Annotated in this window: 2 protein-coding genes; one reads left to right on the top strand and one right to left on the bottom strand. The window is 61.8% G+C overall.

The window, feature by feature from the left end; translation table 11 throughout:
* On the bottom strand, positions 1–395 hold a 395-nt coding region (locus NUW23_15840), incomplete at its 3' end, for a hypothetical protein (GenBank protein ID MCR4427626.1).
* Positions 396–1,399: 1,004 nt separating this feature from the next.
* On the opposite strand from NUW23_15840, the gene NUW23_15835 reads away from it, so the two are divergent.
* Positions 1,400–2,530 (top strand): hypothetical protein, encoded by a 1,131-nt coding sequence (locus NUW23_15835; protein ID MCR4427625.1) that lies wholly within the window; start codon positions 1,400–1,402, stop codon positions 2,528–2,530.
* The last annotated feature ends 287 nt before the right edge of the window (positions 2,531–2,817 follow it).

Here is a 2,817-nt window from a genome sequence, read left to right as displayed (position 1 = left end):
ACTGTGCCTGCCAGAGCATTTGCCGCATAAACTCCGGAATTAGGGGGCCAGGGCGGTTCGGGCGTGAGCGGCACCCCGTAAGAGCACTCAAACAGGAGGGAGACCTCGTTCGCGGTAAAGGCCAGAGTCGGATGGCCGATGTCCAGCACCATCCCTCGGGCGTGCATCTTCCTTACCGAGTCCAGCTCGAGCGTTTGCCTGACCGCGATCATCCAGTGGACGTGCCCGCCAAGCGACCCCGAGAGCCTCTCGAGACACAAGTCCAGCCCAGGGCTGGGGCCGGCCTGATGGTAGTCGTCCAGGACGACGATGGGCTCCTCGGACGCGCGCTCCAGAAAGGAGTTCTCGAGCAGCGCCAGCCCGTCGTCCAGCCCCGACCGGAGGATGGACGCCACGTAGTCGGTGTCCGCCGCCCCGAGTTTGTGGTAGTTGATAGCTTCGGAAACCCCCAGAAGACACGAGACCCGATCCCGGTCCTCGGGACCAAGGGAGTACCGAGCTTAGGTCCCTCATATGACTGAAACAACGCCGCAAGCTCAGTGCTTTTCCCATAGCCCGGGCCGGCCTCCACCAGCGTAAGGGGGCGGTCAAGAGCCTCGCGAAACAGAGCGGCCAGGCGCGGCCGCCCGAGAACGGTCCTCCTTGGACGAGGGGGTATGAACTTGGCCTTTGCAGCTATATGGGCCACCGGCACGGCCTCCATCGCGCGGTTGTCCCGACGGGAACATACATCCATTTTCGGGAACGTGCTTTGGTAGGCTTTCGCCTCAAGCCCTCACAGTTCCTCCTCCGCGCGTGCCGGGGGAACCCCGCGGCAGCCACGGCCCCGAGCTTCACGACGTTTCCTCCTCCGCGCGCGCCGGGGGAACCCGTCCCGACGCCGAAACACGACGGGACGGCCCCGGCTTTCGCGCCCATCGACAGAACTCAGGGTTCAGGACGCCTTCTTACGGCACCAGGAGAAGCATCTTGAAGATCAAGTAGATCAGCACCGCAATGACGAACCAGCGCCACCACCACCACCACACTGGGATGCAGCACTGTTCGGCCTTTATCTTCTCGTCCAACGTGTTTGACACCTCCAAGCCCGTTGCGAACGGTCTGATTCATCCTATGGCGCAGGTCACGCGCTTGCCAAAGGCCTCACGGCTCGTGTGCCGGCGGTTCATCCGCCGCCGCGAGAAATCCTCCCGATCCGGGTGGGAAGCGTCAAATTGACACTCAAGAGGTCAGGCGGGATGATGATTCGAAGGTACGGCATCTCTATCAGCAGCAACAGCCCCTCTTGCTCAGGCCCTGATCTTCCGGCCCTGACGTTCCAACCCAGGTGTCGTGCAGCGTCGGGTTCCTCCGTCCAATATTAGTGGTAGTGTCATAGTCCATCGAGGAGGGGAAGTCAGTGAAGTTCACCCGTCTTCTTTGCGTCGTGACGATTCTCGTCCTTCTGGGCGGGGCAATCGCTTCGGCCCAGTCCAGCAAGTATGCAGCTTCCATACCCCCTGAGATACTCGCCCTCTACAGCCCGGAGATCGTAGCCGGAGAACGCCCCAAGATCGTCCCGATAACGCTCGATCTCATCTGGACGTTGAGAACCAACCCGAATCTCGGCGCGGACATCTATCAGTTCTCCTTCACCTCGAGCCAGGTTGCCTCCGCGCAGAAGGACATCCTCCGCGACTGGATATTCTCTGGCGCAAGCATACTCCTTCTCGGCAACGACGAGATCAATCGATACATCGGAATCGTCTCTGAGTTGCTGTCGCAGCCTGGCCTGAAGGCGAAGTCCACATCTGGAACGGTTTCGTATTCCCCGCATCCCGTAAACACCAACGTGCGCGAAAGCAGATTCTTCGGCACATACGCCCTACACGGGTGCTCTGATGACACCGAAGTGATCGCGGCCAGGGCAGGTGCAGCCCTGGCAGGCAGAATCCCGTTCGGTGCCGGGAGCGTGTATTTCGCGAATGTGATGACCTCGGGAACCTACGGCGACCGCGACCGGTGGCTTCTCAACTTCTACCAGTGGCTCCTGGGAATGCAGGTTCCCGGCGCCCTGGACGCGACCGTCCGAACGGTAGTGGTGCAACCTTCGATCCCGTCGGTGAGCTACCCGGCGCCAACCCCCACGCCCGCTCCAGCTCAATCCCAGGCACAGACTCTGCCTTCCACGCCTCAGCTGCCGCCGGTGAGCGTGACCCCGTCACCCTTCGCGCCCCAAACGCCTGTCGTGCTCCCGATGCTTCCAGCCCACCAGATCGTCCTGAGGACCGGGGAGTCCGTCTGGGGCGAATTGGCGACCACGAGATTCTTGATCCAGACGCCCTACGCTAACCTCTGGTTCGGGTTGGAGTCAGTGCTCAAGGTGACATTCGGAGCGCCTGACGCCACGGCGGACTGCATCATGCTCCGCTCCGGAGACATACTCTACGGCACTATCTGGCCCGAAACCATCTCAATCAGACCCAGTGCCGGCTGGCCCCAAAGGGAGATCCCCAAACACGATATCCGGGAGGTCCTGATACTCAGGTAGGCCATGGTGCCTGGAGGTGTTGGGTAGGCTCGTCCAGTCCCGAGAGTCTAGCCCCGACAATACAGCAGTCTCGCTGAACCGGTGCCTCAACTTATGATGACGGTGTTTGTGGGCGACGGCCGGATGGGAGGCCTAAGTAGACTCCAAGGCCGCCGCCCGCCTCTGCTGGTGTGGACCGGGGCGGTTCGCCACGGGGTCCGGGTATCGGTGCGTGCCACTTGTCGTCCCCCCATTGGGGCAGTCCCAATTGATGGTTGATGGTCCCGCGGGGGCATGGTAATATATGG

This window comes from Bacillota bacterium (assembly GCA_024655925.1).
Classification (GTDB): domain Bacteria; phylum Bacillota; class DTU025; order DTU025; family JANLFS01; genus JANLFS01.
The sequence above is the reverse complement of the archived record's forward strand: the minus strand, read 5'-3'. Positions and strand labels throughout refer to the sequence as shown.